This window comes from Limosilactobacillus coleohominis 101-4-CHN, from assembly GCF_000161935.1.
GTDB classification, from domain to species: Bacteria; Bacillota; Bacilli; order Lactobacillales; family Lactobacillaceae; genus Limosilactobacillus; species Limosilactobacillus coleohominis_A.
In genome coordinates this window covers 290,013-305,560 of the sequence record NZ_GG698803.1, presented here as the reverse complement: position 1 = coordinate 305,560, position 15,548 = coordinate 290,013, and the positions used below count along the sequence as shown (strand labels likewise).

The following is a 15,548-nucleotide window of genomic DNA, read 5'->3' as shown; positions in this document are numbered from 1 at the left end:
AAAGATGTTAAAACGCAAAACAGCGAGTTCAAACATTCTCGCTTTGAACTCGCCTTACTTATTTACTTGAGTGATTCTTATCTGTTCGACTCGCCGTTAAAGGATACTTGGTATCCAGTTTTGGATCAATTTTATTTACAATCCACCACCTGCGAAGAGGGTTCATGATCATCCAGCCACCAACCCATAGCATCCCAATAACTGCAGACCAGCGACCATGAATCATCGGAAAGCAAGCGCCCCAGACCAGCATTACAATAATATAAATTGTGCCATAAAGCCGCTTAAACGTTTTGAATTCTTGCCAGCGGTTCGTAAGTTGAACTTGTAACTGACTATCTGAGCGACTAATTCGTTCTTGATTTGCTTGTGCTTGCGGATCTTCAAACAAGTCCCGTACACTAACCCCTAATGCGCCAGCAACAAGGTTTAAGGTTTCAATACTTCCATCTTGACCGGCTTCTAATCGCTGAATTGTCCGAACGGAAACTTTAGCGGCTTCAGCTAATTGCTCTTGGGATAATCCCTTTGCAACCCGTAATTCTTTAATCTGTGTGTTAACCATGTTTATCCCCTCCCTTGATTTCAATTTCATTGTAACAAACGGTAGCCGAAAAGTAGACGACACTCACCCGTCAGACACCCGCCAATTATAACCGGCTAAATTTGACTACTTGATGCTTCAAAGAGATCTTGTCGACTTGATAGCCGTATTCGTTCAACTCTTTTTTATAGTTTAAAAAGGAATGATCAAGCGGTACTCCGGCAATCTGACCAATTTCAGAAAAAGAAAGCTCAGTTGGGTGATTTTGCTGGACGTATTTCCAAAGCTTTTGATATTTACTCATTTTAATCTCCCCACATTTCATATTAGATAGGTTTATTATGTTACGTATTCTAAAAAGATGCCATTTATTAATCGAGAATGATGGACGGACTGCAATCTTTTTAAACACAAAGGGAACACGTAATGATGTATCAAAGGACTTGCAAAATTTTCTCCACTATGTCGATAATAAAGATGTCAATAATGATCCGTATGTCGATGAACTACAAGAGTATATTTCATTGCTCAATCAAAGTACCAAGTGGAGGAAAGGTTATATGGATAACAAGACACATATGATGTTTCATGATGAAGACGTTCGTGAAGAAGGTATCAAAATTGGTGAACAGCGGGGACTAAAACTTGGATTAGAAAAAGGTCAACGAAAAGGTCAAGAGTCAGCAATCCGTCAAATGATTGCCTTAACTCGCCAACTTGGTGTTTCGGAAGATCAACTTAAGCAAAAGGTTCAAAAACAGTTTGATCTATCAGACGAAGCGCTCACCAAATTTTTTGAATAATTTCCGTTTCGTACTAGCAGGGACTGTGCCATAAGACCCTCTACAATCACAGCACATTACAATAAATAAGGACTCCATTGCTCGGTAAAACCGAACTATGGAGTCCTTATACTCTTGCGGAGGAGGACAAAAAGATGAAATCAATTTATAACTTCTGTCTCCCTTATTAAATCTGTTAAAAAATCGTTGGTACTAATCCACCATCAAGACGTAGCGCCTCACCAGAGAATGAGCTAGAGTATGGACTAGCCACAAATGCTGTGAAACGACCAACCTCTTCCGGACGAATTAACCGCTGAATTTGTGACAACGGACGGTGATGCTTCATAAAGTCCCTTTCCCATTCGCTTTCCGGAAGATCCGTATTGCCATACATATCAACCAACATTTGTTGAACTCCTTCCGTTAACGTGGAACCAGGCATAATTGTGTTAACCGTAACATGGGTTCCCTTGGTGAGCTTTGAAAGACTCTTGGCTAATGAAAGGTTCATTGTCTTTGTCAAACTATATTGCGGCATTTCGCCGGATGGCATGATGGCCTCTTCACTTGCAATGAAGATAATCCGTCCAAAGTCTTGTTTCAACATCTTTGGTAAATAAAACTTAGCCAAAGCGTTACCAGACATAAAGTTCACATCGATAAATCGTTGCCAAGTGGCATCATCAATGTCAAAGTAATCCATTGGTTTGAAAATTCCCATATTATTCACTAGGATGTCCACTTTAGGAAATTTTTCAAACATCGCCTGCCGTTGATCAGCTAATGAAATGTCAAATGCGGCTCCTTGTGGATTCGTTTCCGGAAACTTTTCCTTCAATTCATTCACAACATCATTAACGACTTTCGACTGGCGACCATTAATAATAACATTCGTTCCTTCCTTAGCCATTTCAATCGCGATGGCCCTCCCAATTCCTTTAGTAGACCCTGTAATTAATGCGGTCTTCTCATCTAAACCTAATTGCATTTCTTTTTCCTCAACTTTATTTTTGAGTATTATAGCATAACACTTACTTTTTACAAGTTCTTTTACGATTTAAGTTCTGTTTGTAATATCTTTCGGGCTTCCTGAAAATCAGCATAATAGTTAATATTATCAAAATGATGGGTTCCTGAAATCATCGCTGACAAGTGCCGCTCATGATTGCGATGTAATATTAACACTGGTTTATTAATTTTCTCCGCATAAGCCAATTCATAGCCAACTCCCAGGCTCGGCTGAGTGGTTTCTGCCACAACAATATCACTTTCTTCTAGCCAATTAATGTCACGATCACGAATTTCGGTGGCAGATAATTCATGTTCACCATCCTTGGAAAGATTGGGATTGCCGATATGTTCTGTTAAAACCTGATGACCCAAAGATTTCATAAAATCAATTAATTGACGATATAATCCCTGATCAGCACGTCCACCACTAATTGAAGCTGCAAAGTAAATCTTCATAAATTTTCTCCTTCAACATCGTTTTGCAATATTATATCATCACTGTTTACAAATTTAATATACAAAAGCACCATCCCTAAGTCCGTAATGATACTCAAAGATGGTGCATTTATCGATTTAATACGTACGCTTCTTCTGCTCACTTTCAAAGCCAAACAGGCTGGTTAAACCAACAATTGCAAGTCCCAACACCCCCAGAGATTCATCATCATTACCCGTTTGTGGTAATTCAGCATTACTCTTTTGAGGAGCAGACTTCGCAACTGCTCTGCTAGCTAAATCATTCTTCCTTGAAATCTGTGATTTAGAACCTTGCCCAATAGTTGGAGTGACCGGTTTCGATTGATCTGAAGTATTCGATTCAACTTCCTTATTTTTAACATAAGTTACTGTTATATCAAGATCATCCGTAGCCGGCATTTCAGTAACAATTGTTTGATAAGCTGTATATCCTGCAAGTTCCGGACTTAATACTGCAGGGAATGAGGCAGTATTCCAGACACCCCAAGTGATATCACCAGTTGCTGCGTCCTTACTACCTGTCCGAGTCAGGATCACAGCCTGAGTTTTATCAGGGTGTGCTTCTGTTCCATCCGCAAACTTATAGTGAATTGTTTCTGTTACCGTCTTCGTATCTGTAACGGTCGTTGGCGCATTCTTATAATACGTTACTGTTACCTCACGATTGGCCGTAGCAGGTAATCCGGCCACAACAGTTTGATCGGCCGTGTAGCCAACAAGTTCTGGACTTTCAACATCTGGAAAGACACTTGTACTCCAAGCATCCCAGGTAATCTCACCAGTCATGGAATCCTTACTTCCAGTCCGACTTAAGGTTACTGTCTTCACAACATCCGGTTTGGCCGTGGTACCATCCGCAAATCGGTAATGAATTGTTTCGTTAACTTTCTTTGTATCAGTAACCGTAGTCGGCGCACTCTTCACAGTCAATTCAGCAGCATAGCTAACTAATTCTGGTAAAGAGGTTTGTGGGTCAACTTTTAGTGAATTAGTCGCTGGATCTAAATCTGCAACATAATTCCACTTCGTTGCTTGCTTACCAAGTAGTTTTGCAATTTTATCCTTACTAGTTGCTTGGCGAAATGCTGACCAAACACTGTCGGGATCTTCAAAAACAAACATTCCTGGATGTTGCTTGTCAGCATTAATTGAGTAGGTGCCAATCAACGTTGGATTATCGCCGTCAGTTGCAGGCCAGAAGAAACTAAGATAGTTAGAATCATTCCGCCCAGTAAATGTTTGCTGACTAGTCTTGGTGTAGGTATACTTCGCATCATTTAATGCGCGGACCGCGGGATCATCACTCAAGACAACTAACGGTTGACTATATTCTGAATTAGCATTGATAAACTTACCTAATCCATCAAAGGCATCCATCTTAAAGTTGCCTTTAGTCCCCCGCAAATCAATAACAGCTGGCTTCTTAAGCGCTGCAAACATTCCAGTAGTGTTAGCATTACCGAGTTTCATGTTCCGCCCATCAACAAATTGAACAGCACTGTTGAAGAACAGTTGAGAGGCATTGGAATGGCTTAAATCCCAATCACGGGCATCAACATATTCAACCCCACTTTGCGAGAACATTCCGCCTGCATTAGTATTTTTAGCTGAGAGCGCCCACTTCCATGGTGTTGTTCGATCACCAATTTGCTTCAAACTCGTTGTTTGTCTAAACATCCAAGCCGTATCAGTGTCATTTGCAAGATTCCAGTTAGTCAGGTTACCTACCGTTGTTAAATGATCAGCACCATAAAACATTGAGTTCGTGGTTATAACCTTGTCCATTCGCCACTTTGTCAAATCAAGGTTCTTTAAACTCGTACTCTTGGCAAACATTTGATTAGTTTTAACGACGTTGGAAGTATCCCAATCAGTAATTCCATTAATTGTCGTTAAACCTGGATTACCCAATCCAGAGAACATGTTGGTCATGTCTTGAACTTGCCCTGTTTTCCACGAAGATAAATCCGGAATGCTCATTAATGCGCATGGCGTTGGTTGACCATAAAAGTCTGTCATGAAATTAAACATGCCGGCCATCGTTGTGACATTATTGGTATTCCAGTTCTGAATTCCGTCAACTGATGTCAAAGCCAAGTCATGTTGAAAAACCCCACTCATATTCGTGACCTTTCCAGTATCCAGATCAGCTAATCCCTTAATCGTGGCTAATTTTGGATCATAAGCAAACAGGTCTGCCATATTAGTGATCTCTGGTGAATTCCAGCCTGACACATCAACAGTCGTTAAGTTGGCCAAACTAGAGAAAAGCCCGTGAACATCCGCATTATTATTACCAAAGTCCCAATTAGATGTATCAATGCTAGTGGCTCCCGTTCCTTCCAACATCGTCTTTAAATTATCAAAACTAAAATTACGCGTTGGGTAATGCCATGGGGTTAAATCATATAGTTTCCAGCTAGCCAAATTAATCGTTTGCAGTTTTTTAGTATCCTTCAGCATCTGAGTAAAGAAGTGAACGTTGCGGACATCCCATTTATGTAAATCCACATTGGTTAAACCGGTTCCTTGAAATGCGTCAGAAAGGTCCCAAACGTTGCTGACATTAAAATCTTCAATCCCTTTGATAGTCGTTAAATTACCATCATTTTCAAAGGCCGCCGTCATCCGTCCAAGACTATTTCCTTGCCAGCCACTCAAATCAACTATCGTTAATTCAGGACAATTCATCGCTAAATATGTAAGGGAAAGACTAGCGTTCTTCGGATCAGTGACAGTTGGCAGTTTCCAACCACTAATGTCTAATGTTTGAAGATGTGCTAAACCGGTAAACGGCGCCACCCTTAAACCAAATGCTACTGAATAGTCATCTGGAAAACGGTCAACCACTAGTTTATTAGCAGTAAAGTCCCAGTTAGCTGCTTTGATAGCCGTGACTTGAGTTCCTTGGAACATGCCATCCATGCCGGCACCATGGACGTGCGTATCAGCACGATTTTCCTGTTCACCAACCGCATCCAAACTAGCTAAATTCCAGTTAGAAATGTCAACTGTCCCCGTTAGACTACGGTCACCATTGAATAGATTATTAAAGTTACGAACGTTACTTGTGTCCCAAGTTTGTAAACCTGTAATTGCTTTCAATTGTTCATTATTAGCAAACATTGATGAAACATCGGTCACCCCACTGATGTTCAAACCTGTGAGATCAATATTTTCTAATTTTCCACCTTGGAAAGCACCATTCCAGCTACCATCCGCTGCCTTAATAGATTTTTCATCGCTGGTTTGACTGGTGACTAACGTAGTTGCATTCTTTAAAATTCCCGCCAGTTCTGGAGTAATAATAATTTGCTTAACGTCTTGCTGCCCAGCATTACGGAAATCAACTGCGTTGGGAATCACAATCGTTTGGCCAGTAACCGACCCTTGATAATTTGTTAAAGTAACTGAACCATTTGCATCAGGTGTGGTTGCCGTCCATTGATGAACATCCGCTACCGGTGTTGCCTCTTTTGCGGCTGGTGCTTGCTGCTGATCAGACGCTTGATCACCAGTCTTTGCTTGTAAACTGCTTTGTAAGTTAGCAACCCCATTCTTTTCCTTTGAATCTGGAATTGCTGTTGCATTGTTTAGTTTCACCGTCGACTGATTTAATGGCGTTGGATTAGCGACTGATGCAGTTTGGCTTGATGTCGTTGGTTCTGTAGTTACCGGTTGATCACTATCAGCTAAAACACTGGCACCGGTAATGGAAATCCCGATTAATACTGATGCCACCCCAATCGTTAAGTGCCTTAAAGCAAAGTGTTGCTGATGATTACCCAGCCATTTTTGTATTTTAACTTCCCGATTATTTTTCGCTATCATTGTTGAATACTCCCTTTTTATTTATCAAAAATTAACCAGAAATCTTTTATATTGTTACGCCTTTATAATAATATAAATAATTTATCTTTTCAACCGATTAGTAAAATCGTTAATTCAAGTTAATGTTAGATTTAAACTAATAAAAAATAAGCATAATGTCATTTATTAGCACATCATACTTATTAATAAATCTATTGTTCTTAAGAGTTTAAAAATGCTTACGTTGAAAACAACCATAACCAAGCAAGACAAAAATAATGGTATAGATAAAAGTTCCCCAGAATAACTGCCCATTCGAAAGCAATGACGCAGGGTGATAAGCCGCATAGTTATAGTATTGATTGGTCAGATTCAGCATATTAAACGGATTCCACCGAATCAGGTTACGCGAACCGACTTGAGCTAACTGTAAATTCGACGATAACCCGCTACCCATAAAAATGATTAACGTATTCAGTGCAATTACGGTCATATTCGAATTAATGAGGCAGGAGGTTAAACAAATTAGACTAATGATCATGGAGGAAGTGATTAAATCAACCCCGGTGGTTACCAGCATATTCAACCATAGTGGCTGATGATACTGGTAAATTGCAGTCCATGAAATTGGATTATTAATTAGTGGAACAATATTCAGCAAGATGGTAATTGCCATTGCGATCATATGCAAAAAGACGTTATACATCAGCAGAACCAGAACTTTGGCGAAAAAAACGGCTGATCGGCTGCTAGAATGGTACATCAATGGAATGATCGTGCCATTTTGAAACTCCATGGAAAAAATCGTGGAACCCACGATAACAAGCAACAACCAAATAATAGTACTGGAATCATAGCAAGTCATTACTAATAAATTACTATAGGTGTGCCCCATCGCTAAGCCAATGATGATCATCAAAATGACTAGCGGGATAATTACGAGCCACGGCAAACGACGATGCCTTAATTTATAAAGTTCTTGACGAATTTCACTATTCATATATTTTGCGCTCCCCTTACAAATCGCTTTTCCGGAAAACAATCAGTCCAATAAATAGAAAAATGGCGGCGTACACTAGATTACCGATGACTAATTCTGTGTCAGTCAGTGCTGTGATCTTATTCATTCCCGCATCTGATAATTGATTAATCACGTTAATCATATTCAACGGGTTCCACGCAATGACTCTTCGAAAATGCGGAAAAGCCTGCAGCGCAATTCCGGAAAAATTAGCACCTAGAAAGCCGATCAATAAACCGACGACAATTACTAGCGCGCTGGATTTAAATAGTGTAATTAAGAGTAACGTGAGTGCAATTATAAACATTAGGTAGACTGCAACTCCAAGTAGGTTCAGCAGGAGGTCATTAATGAGCGGATGTTGATGATACATCATCTGCCATGCAAACTTATTGCCTACAAAGCCGATTTTAATTAGTAACGCGAAAAGAAAGCCAATCAAAATCAACAAAAGTCCATAAATTACAAGGACGAAAAATTTGGCGAGAAAAACCGTGGAGTGACTAGGACTCTTATAGAGCAGAGTTGTCATCGTATTATTACGGAGTTCCATGGTAAAAAAGTTCGCAGTCAACGCAATCATGATGATAATGCTCCATTGACCAACGCCAAAACCTTGAGCAACTAAATTTTTAGTAATGTAAGCCGTGGGCGTTGCTGAATAAGTCATCAGACAGCAGAGAGCAACGATGGCAACCCATGACGAGCGCTGATGAACCATTTTATAAAGTTCGTGAGAAAACGTCATTTTCATTACTCATCCACCAGCTTTTCTTTCAATACTTCAACAATCGACTGCTCAAAAGTTTTCCGGACGGGCACTAACTCCCGCAACATCATTTGGTGATGACGCAGAATTGTTTGAACCTGATCAATATCTGCAATGTTTATAAACAACGACTGATTCTGACGGCGGTAAAAAATATCATTGGCCTTCAGTATTTTAGCCGCTGCCTCATTGTCGAGCGTCTTGATTTGGTATTGGGTCACTGGTGCATTTTTAAACTGATCAATTGGAACATTCATCACAATTTCATGATGGTTCAGAATAATGACTGAAGTCATAACTTTCTGCAACTCACTTAGCACATGGCTAGAAATTAGGAACGCGGTCCCTTGGGCTGCATATTCATGAATAATTTGACGGATCAAAATAGTTGCTTCAATATCCAACCCGTTCATTGGTTCATCCAAGATGACAAATTTAGGTTTATTCAGCAGTGCTAGTGCGATTCCCAGTTTCTGTTTCATTCCGATGGAATAGGCCTTTGCCGGTTCATCAATGTAGGTGTCCATCCCAAGTCGATTAATCAATCGTTTCATGTCTGCGGTATCTTGGGAGTAAAGTTCTAAATTTTCTCGACCAGACAGGAATGGATAGACCGCTGGATTTTCAATTAGCGCACCAACCTGTTGAAGGGGCTGGTGACTATTCGCTGTAATTGGCTGATGATTAAAAGTGATTGTGCCAGTGAATTTCGTTAAGCCTAGTAAAGTTTTCATAATCGTGGTTTTACCAGCACCATTCGGACCAATTAACCCCACAATTTCACCTGGCTGAATTTGAAAGGTTGCCTCCTTAATCACCTGTTTTCGGCCATAGTAGATATTCAGATTTTGTACATTTAACATTGTTATCCAACCTCACTTCAGAACTTTACCTTCATGTTAAAAGCGGTTTCACTTTAATTTTACCCCCCCCCATTTAAATTTTGGCGATACCCTGGATAGTAAAAAACTCATCAAGGGTTTTGAGGAGCGTGGAAATTAAGTGTGAGATTAAAATATATTTCTTGAATTTTGCCGTCTTTAAATAATGAGAACAAAATTTGAGGTGATAAAATTGAAAAATCAAATTAGTATTCAAGATGATTATGTTTTTGGTAGCGTGATGAGTAATGCGAAACTTTGTCACCATTTGATCCAGTTGATATTACCTGAACTGAAAATTCAGCGAATTGAATTTCCAACATTGCAAAAAGCAGTTCAAGAGGATCCCCATAGTCATGGCGTACGTTTTGATGTTTACACAGAAGATCAAAATGCAGTTTATGAGATTGATATGCAAGTGCGGCACACAAAAGGATTACCGAAACGGGTGCGGTATTACCAGGGACGGATTGACGCTGAACTATTAAATCATGGTGATCAATATGATTTAATGAAAAGAACTTATGTCATTTTTATTTGTCCATTTGATCCATATGGTAAAGGTTTATATAAATATGAATTTCGCAATTTTTGCGTTAATGCTAAAGAATTAGAAATGCATGATGGGCGGACCGCGATTTTTTTGAATACCAAAGGTTGCCAAAATGATGTTTCAAAAGACTTGCAAAACTTCCTTCATTACGTAGATAATAAAGATGTCAAAAACGATCGCTACGTAGATGAATTACAAAGCTATCTCGGCCAACTAAGCCGAGATCGGAAATGGAGGAACGGCTATATGGATAATAAAACTCATATGATGTTTCACGACGAAGATGTCCGCCAAGAAAGTCGACAAGAAACCATTCAACAAATGATCACGCTGACTCGTCAACTAGATGTCCCAGAAGAGCAATTGAGGCAAAAAGTTCAGAAACAGTTTAAGCTGTCTGATCAGGAAGTTGCTAAATTATTCCAATAAAAATACCATCCGTAGGTAACACCTTAAGATGGTAAAAGCTTTTGTTGACACTCAACGATTGTGGTTGGGTGTCCTTTTTTGATAGTAATAGTAACCAATTGAAAAAATCAGTCCAATACAATTTAGAATAATACAAATCAAAAAAATAACGTAAAGCCAATCAAATTTTGTAACCATCATCCTTGTAATTGGGAAAGATATAATTAATCCTAGCAACAACAAAATAATTACGTTGATCATTATTGAATTCAAAGGACTAGGCGTTACTTGGTTAGAACGAGCCGTAGTAAATTCTCCTGACTCGTAACGAGCTTTAATCTTATCGTGTAATTTTTTTAATGTCATCTTCATCACCTCGGATTCTTTTTAGCTATCAGGATTTTGGTTGGTAACCATCCCCACAGACCATCCCAGCCAGCAGAATAAACTTGAACCTCATTGCACCCTAATTCAGATAACCACTTCTTATATTCCTGTACATGTTCAATATCAATAATCACCAATTGTCCATTATTCTTTAATGTCCGCATTGCCTCTTCAATCGCTAGACGTCGCTGTGCTTTGGGCTTAACATTATGGATTGCTAAACTCGCAAATACATAATCAAAATGATTTTCTTGAAAAGGCAGACTAGTCATATCAGCTGTTTGCAGGCGTGCAACATCATCCAGTCCCAATTGATCTATATTTTGTTGCGTAACAAGCCGTGAATTATTCGACTGATCGACAGAATTCCAAATATCGATTCCAATAACTTTTCCAGGAACACTTAACCTTTGAGCAACCGTTAATAATACTGCTCCATGACCGGTCCCTAAGTCTAAAATCTGGGAAGTACTTGGAATCTCCAGCTTTTCTACAACATGCTGGATAATTCTGTATTTACCAATCAAACTCGTATGCAGATAAATTATCGCCATTAATATCATGAAAGCTGGAAAAATATAATTAACGTAATTATTCGAATGCATTGCAAACATTAATCCAACTAAGCCATACATAGTGAACATAAGCGGCGTAATGGGCGCATCAATTCCCTTTTTCATATCCTATCCCCCCCATTTTTTAGGATTATACCTGAAAAAATGGGGGGGTAAAGTACTCGATTAATACATAAAAACGTCACCTTCACGCGATTTTAATTCACGTTCAAAGGTGACGTAATCATTAAGATTTTTTTGATATTGTTGTACTAATTGATCAGCAAAAATTGGTCTCTAAATTTTCACTTTACTGTTACTCAGGAAGTTCCGGTAGACTACGTAAGCTGCAATTCCCATCCCCAGTAAGGTACCTGTCAAACTACGCCACATCATACTTCGTGAACTAGATACTGCCGCCCAAATTCCGACAACGTAAATCAATAAATTATTTACAACATGCGCGGTAAAACTAGCCCAGATACTGCGATTTGCAACAGCAATGAGGGTGAAAAACATCCCCATTGCTGTATAGGCAACCACAAGAAATAATGCATTGTACCAAGCCGCTTTGCCAAGTGATGATAGGTGAATCAGGCCAAAAATAAATGCCGTTAGCCAAATTGTTGTGGAACGGTTGAAAATACTATCTAAGGCACCAAATACATACCCACGGAAAACATATTCTTCAACTAATGGAGCACTAATAACCGTCATGGCAAATTGGAGCCACCAATTACTCATCGTCGTTACTGATGAATGAAAACCGGTTTGGGCCAGTAAAGAAAATAAGTAAACTAATCCATCCGCCAAAATTGCGTAAATTATCGGCCACCATTTAAAATGCCATTTTGCTACTAATGGTAATTCCTGGTGAAATAAAAAATGATTTAGTAGCCATCCACCGCCGATCACAATAATTGGATAGACAATCGTCATCGTGATCACCGCAGCATTTTCCGAAAAGTTTAAATGATCAGCTACTGCTAGCGGTGCAATTTGTCCCACTATCATTAGTATCATCACTACGATGATCATGATTAACGCTTTGGCATATTTTCGCATCTCGTGCCACCTCGATTTGATAGTTCTAAGGTTATTGTACATCTCCATGACGTTTAGACCTTAAAAATATCAAAAATCACCATCTTCCAACGCTAAATAGAGTTCACGTTCAAAGATAGTGAAGTGATTAAAGTTAAGATGTGAATATTTACGGGATATGTCACTTAACTATTTTGGTTGGGTGCTGTTTTTAATTACTGCATTAGCCGTAACTCCACATATTTCCAAAGATCTTCTGTATCTTTTAACTTCGTTAGTTCTTTGTCTGTTCCTATTTTAGAAATTAGTTGGAATATAATCTTGCATAGTTCAAAGTACATATCATCAGCAACTTCCGCACGTCCGTTATGAACAATATTAGACCTCACATCATAACTTCGCTTCATAAATGTATTTAATTTTTTCTTATCTTCTATGTTTTTGCCTAAAAGGGTATAGATAGACATACTTATCTGGCTGACAATGGAGATATTATTGCTTTTTATTTCAAGAATCGTTTCTAAAGCTATCATAGCTTGTAAAAAAGACATTGGTATATTACTTAAATCCGCCAAGCTCATCCAGTCTATAGCTGTACATGCCTTTTCTTGTAACTTCGTCAATGCTTGTTCTTTTTGCACATTTATTAAGAACTCAAAGTTATGTAACGTATTTGATATGTCATTTAATTGAATTTCAGGTATAGGATCTTTCACTCTTGACCTACCAAATGCACCTTTACCATCCACAAATCCATAATATTCATCAATATCGTTATGAACTATCACTTCGTTAATGGGGTATACCTTAATCGGAAACTTGTTACCATATATTAAGTTTACGAGACCTATTATTCGATTAGCTTTCTTTTTTGCTACTTCATAGGTCATATCATTCTGTGCACCTTGAACAGTAACAATAAGAATAGCATTATCTTTACTTAGTATTTTTTCCAAATGATTGCTATGACTCAAATGAAGTTTATTTTTGATACCTTTAGTGTTAGTAAAATAATCCGTTGAATCAATTTGGATAGGCTGTTGAGGAATTTTAATGCCAGACACTAAAAAGATATACGACCTGTTCGTCTGCATTTCTTGTCGCCAAAGTTTTAACTTCTCCCGAAATATGCTTTTTGTTATATTCAAATGGTCCTTAGACAATAGATCACTAAGCCAGTTACTTGTCATCTTTCTTACATCTATAATGCTGTAGCCGGGCAAATTATTTACTTCTAATTTACGTAAAATGTTATCGCATATATCATTGTACTGTTTCAAATTATCCTGGCTAAAATATAAGCTCTTTGACGGACAATATAAATATTCCTCTTTTTTGAAGTACATTACATTACCGTTTTGCTGATTTTGCTTTAATGCTTCAAGTAATTTATTAAAATTTTCGAGAATTTTATCTTTCTTTTTGCTCACTTAATATAACTCCCTTTAAATCATATCAATAAAATTTTTGCTTTGTTATATTATACGTCGAGTACACAACTGTCCTGCTATTTCCTTTTTTTCAGCAAAATTGCTAAAATTCAATATTACACCTATCCACTCAACTCTCCAAAACGGACACTTGCACACTCGACCCGAAAATCCAGCACGCTGTCCACTCGACACTCTAGTACAATAAGCAAAAAGTGTACTAATCCCCAATCAATAAAACGAGAATTAGTACACTTTTCATCTATCAAGGATGCCGTCACACCGACATTCATCGCCTATTTTTATGTGCGTTCCAGCAAAGTAACGCTCTCAACATGCCACGAGCTCAGTTGGTCAATTACACATTTTCAAACAACCGTCACGTTAGGCTTTTTGCTTCGTTTGTTTCAAAACATTGTGTTTGTTAACTCGCTATCGTAATAACGATTTTTGACCTATTATCGCGATAAATAGCAGACTTCCAATTTATACCGGTTTGCGGGAACACATAACCCTCAAAATAAAATTACAGCGTTTGTGGAAAAATATGAAATTAGCAGATTATTCACTTGGGATTACACTAAGCCGATTTTCCAAATTTAATTTATTTACAATGTTATCACCATGTGTTTCGCTCAACGAATCACCATAATTCGTAAGTAAATTATACAAATGAGTTATAGCTTCCTGACGCTTGATTAACTTTTCCTGATCATTCTCGCCAGGATAATAATAGTATTCTATCTTACAATTAGAGTAATAAAGATCATTCTCGTCAAAAATAGCTTCAAAATATGAATAATCTGCTGCACTCAGGGAATGACAATAAATTGTAATCAGATCTTTTCCAGCATACCCTGATGAACTTCTCATTTCATTTATCTCATTCTCAATAACTCTATAGGCTTTAGTAAATGAAATTCTAAGATCTGATTGGCCTTTTCGTGAAACTATACCATGACTATCAATGCCAAAAATAGGAGCTGGATAATATGGTGTTTCCTCATGATGAGCAATTCCATGAATATTAGACCAGGTCTCTAATCTATTATCATCTATTTCTCTATCCAAAATATCCTTAAACCTATCATCTAATGAATAATTAAAATTTAGGACATCAATTTGGTCACTTACGGAACCCTTATTAGACCGATTGTATTTAGAAATATCTTTGTATAACTTAATTGCATTATCAACGTACCCACTATGAGTCTGATTCAAGTCGATTTGGTTTGTAATATATATAGCAAAGCTATGTTCAAATTTTTTTAATTCTCTTAAAAGTTCAGCAGCAATTTCTTCATCCGTATTGTGCCCTGTAAAAGATAAATAATAGACTATCTTTGAAAATAACTTAATACCTTCATCTTCATATGGGCCAATTTGGACATCCTTAACATAGTGCATTTTGTAAGTACTCTTTGCATTTAACGCAATAGAAATAACATCAAAGATTAGAGATTCAACATCTTGCCATTCATATTTATTTACACTCTTATCCACACAAGCATCCGCAAAAAGAAAGAATAAATCCCATCTCGTGATGTCATTATTTTCTGAAAAATAGGTTTCCTTGTAACGTTTAAAATAATCACAATCATTATTATCGTTAGGCTCAAAGTTAAGTTGATTTCTTAAATTCGAAATAAATGATAAAATGCTTCGTCTTCTTTCAGATAAATTATCTTCTAAATCTTCAATGCACGTTGTGCTTTCTTTTTCTTCACAAAATAAGCTTCTAAATCTATCAAAAAAGAAATCTGAATAACTACTCTTTAAACCACAATGAATATCGAAACCATTTCCTAGTACAATCAGCTGATTCACTACCTATACCTCCACATCATGATACCCTGACAGTAATCTGCATATCA

Annotated in this window: 14 protein-coding genes; 2 read left to right on the top strand and 12 right to left on the bottom strand. The window is 37.8% G+C overall.

Annotated features, from left to right (window positions below; translation table 11 throughout):
* Nucleotides 1–58: 58 nt before the first annotated feature.
* Both HMPREF0501_RS04685 and HMPREF0501_RS04680 read right to left on the bottom strand, forming a co-directional pair.
* A complete protein-coding gene (locus HMPREF0501_RS04685; RefSeq protein ID WP_040455868.1) occupies nt 59–565 on the bottom strand; it encodes a helix-turn-helix domain-containing protein in 507 nt (168 codons plus the stop codon).
* 85 nt (nt 566–650) lie between these two features.
* The gene (locus tag HMPREF0501_RS04680) at nt 651–848 is read right to left on the bottom strand and encodes a hypothetical protein (RefSeq protein ID WP_006916718.1); all 198 of its coding nucleotides are present in this window, start codon (nt 846–848) and stop codon (nt 651–653) included.
* Between the two features lie 37 nt (nt 849–885).
* Between HMPREF0501_RS04680 and HMPREF0501_RS04675 the strand changes: the two genes are divergently transcribed.
* Nucleotides 886–1,347, top strand: a complete 462-nt coding sequence (locus tag HMPREF0501_RS04675; protein ID WP_006916717.1) for a hypothetical protein — start codon at nt 886–888, stop codon at nt 1,345–1,347.
* A gap of 175 nt (nt 1,348–1,522) precedes the next feature.
* Here the strand turns inward: HMPREF0501_RS04675 and HMPREF0501_RS04670 are convergent, their stop codons facing one another.
* From HMPREF0501_RS04670 to HMPREF0501_RS04645, 6 genes are all read right to left on the bottom strand, one after another.
* Nucleotides 1,523–2,317, bottom strand: coding sequence for an SDR family NAD(P)-dependent oxidoreductase (locus HMPREF0501_RS04670; protein WP_006916716.1), 795 nt, complete (start codon nt 2,315–2,317; stop codon nt 1,523–1,525).
* Between the two features lie 62 nt (nt 2,318–2,379).
* A complete protein-coding gene (locus tag HMPREF0501_RS04665) occupies nt 2,380–2,796 on the bottom strand; it encodes a nucleoside 2-deoxyribosyltransferase (protein ID WP_006916715.1) in 417 nt (138 codons plus the stop codon).
* A gap of 117 nt (nt 2,797–2,913) precedes the next feature.
* Entirely contained in the window at nt 2,914–6,648 is a 3,735-nt protein-coding gene (locus HMPREF0501_RS04660) for a BspA family leucine-rich repeat surface protein (protein WP_006916714.1), read from the bottom strand.
* A 208-nt stretch (nt 6,649–6,856) separates the two neighbouring features.
* Nucleotides 6,857–7,627 carry an ABC transporter permease gene (locus HMPREF0501_RS04655; protein WP_006916710.1) on the bottom strand — a complete coding sequence of 257 codons (771 nt, stop codon included), beginning with the start codon at nt 7,625–7,627 and terminating at the stop codon, nt 6,857–6,859.
* Between the two features lie 16 nt (nt 7,628–7,643).
* Nucleotides 7,644–8,402 carry an ABC transporter permease gene (locus HMPREF0501_RS04650; protein ID WP_006916709.1) on the bottom strand — a complete coding sequence of 253 codons (759 nt, stop codon included), beginning with the start codon at nt 8,400–8,402 and terminating at the stop codon, nt 7,644–7,646.
* The gene (locus tag HMPREF0501_RS04645) at nt 8,402–9,280 is read right to left on the bottom strand and encodes an ABC transporter ATP-binding protein (protein ID WP_006916708.1); all 879 of its coding nucleotides are present in this window, start codon (nt 9,278–9,280) and stop codon (nt 8,402–8,404) included. The genes HMPREF0501_RS04650 and HMPREF0501_RS04645 overlap by 1 nt, the downstream gene beginning before the upstream one ends.
* Before the next feature lie 202 nt (nt 9,281–9,482).
* Here HMPREF0501_RS04645 and HMPREF0501_RS04640 point away from each other — a divergent pair, with 202 nt between their 5' ends.
* Nucleotides 9,483–10,280 (top strand): Rpn family recombination-promoting nuclease/putative transposase, encoded by a 798-nt coding sequence (locus HMPREF0501_RS04640; protein WP_223206781.1) that lies wholly within the window; start codon nt 9,483–9,485, stop codon nt 10,278–10,280.
* Between the two features lie 350 nt (nt 10,281–10,630).
* On the opposite strand, the gene HMPREF0501_RS04635 is transcribed toward HMPREF0501_RS04640, so the two are convergent.
* The 4 genes from HMPREF0501_RS04635 to HMPREF0501_RS04620 form a co-directional block, all read right to left on the bottom strand.
* Complete coding sequence (locus HMPREF0501_RS04635; RefSeq protein WP_006916706.1) at nt 10,631–11,326, bottom strand: class I SAM-dependent methyltransferase; 696 nt, start codon at nt 11,324–11,326, stop codon at nt 10,631–10,633.
* A 171-nt stretch (nt 11,327–11,497) separates the two neighbouring features.
* On the bottom strand, nt 11,498–12,265 hold the full coding sequence (locus tag HMPREF0501_RS04630; protein ID WP_040455866.1) for a CPBP family intramembrane glutamic endopeptidase: 768 nt from the start codon (nt 12,263–12,265) through the stop codon (nt 11,498–11,500).
* Nucleotides 12,266–12,459: 194 nt separating this feature from the next.
* Nucleotides 12,460–13,674, bottom strand: coding sequence for a HEPN domain-containing protein (locus HMPREF0501_RS04625; RefSeq protein WP_006916701.1), 1,215 nt, complete (start codon nt 13,672–13,674; stop codon nt 12,460–12,462).
* 561 nt (nt 13,675–14,235) lie between these two features.
* Nucleotides 14,236–15,501, bottom strand: coding sequence for an AbiH family protein (locus HMPREF0501_RS04620; protein ID WP_155801156.1), 1,266 nt, complete (start codon nt 15,499–15,501; stop codon nt 14,236–14,238).
* Nucleotides 15,502–15,548: the final 47 nt, after the last annotated feature.